The organism is Oceanobacillus indicireducens, from assembly GCF_014647195.1.
Lineage (GTDB): Bacteria > Bacillota > Bacilli > Bacillales > Amphibacillaceae > Oceanobacillus > Oceanobacillus indicireducens.
Genome location: NZ_BMOS01000079.1, coordinates 1 through 1,104, shown reverse-complemented (window position 1 = coordinate 1,104; position 1,104 = coordinate 1). Strand labels below are relative to the sequence as shown.

Here is a 1,104-nt window from a genome sequence, read left to right as displayed (position 1 = left end):
AGTATTGAATGAATTAAACGATGGGACGTATATCGAACCATCTAAACAGAAGTACAAAGATTTTATCGATGAATGGCTAGAGAACAGAAAAAGTAATGTAAGTAAAAACACTCATGAGACATACAGATACATTATTGACGCTCATATTAAGCCTAAACTAGGGCGTTTCCAATTGGACAAGCTAAACAGCTTGGCGATTGATAATTTCTATACAGAGCTGGATAAGCAAGGGAAATCCAGTGCGACAATCAAGAAGGTTCACTCTATCATTCGTGCGTCATTGGAATATGCACTGCAATATCAATTGATAAAAAGAAACCCAGCGAGCGTAGTTAAGCCGCCTGCGGTTAAACATAAAGATATTATCGTCTGGGATGAATCGGAAGTGATTCAATTCCTGGACTTTGTAAAAGACGAGTGGGATTATGTTTTGTATCATCTTGCACTATATACTGGAATGCGTAAAGGGGAAATACTGGGACTTAAATGGGGAGACATAGACTTTATCAATAACAAAATACGAGTTATGCGCTCCTACTCCAGGACAGGTTTTTCAGAAGGGAAAACAAAGAATACCCGGCGAGTTATTGATATTGATGAATCTGATACAGAGTTTTTAATTAAACGTAAAAAAGAGATATCTAAAAACAAATTAAAGATGGGTCCAGACTATAATGATTTAGATTTAATAATCTGTAGACCCACAGGTGACCCTGTAGACGTGCGCAATGTGAATAGACGATTTGATAAGTTTGTAGAACGCTCTGGACTTCCTAGAATAAGATTCCATGACATGCGGCATACTCATGCAACACTGATGCTCAAAATGGGTGTACCTGTTAAAGTGGTTTCAGAAAGACTGGGCCACGGATCAATAGAATTGACTTTAAACACATACACACATTTACTTCCATCTATGCAATTTGAAGCCGTCCAAACGTTCAATAAAAACATGGAGAAAATCAGGAACATATATTCCATTTAAGGTGGTGCGTTAGAAGAATGTTAGAAGAAATGAAAAAGGCTTCTCCCCATAAGTGGGGAAAAGCCAGTCATATCAAGAGCTTCCAGCCGGAATCGAACCGACGACCTCTTCCTTACCAT

1 protein-coding gene is annotated in these 1,104 nt (G+C 38.3%); it reads left to right on the top strand.

Going from position 1 to position 1,104, the window contains the following annotated elements:
• The coding region (locus IEX94_RS19475; RefSeq protein WP_188859918.1) for a tyrosine-type recombinase/integrase at positions 1-985 on the top strand (985 nt) is incomplete at its 5' end.
• Between the last annotated feature and the right edge of the window lie 119 nt (positions 986-1,104).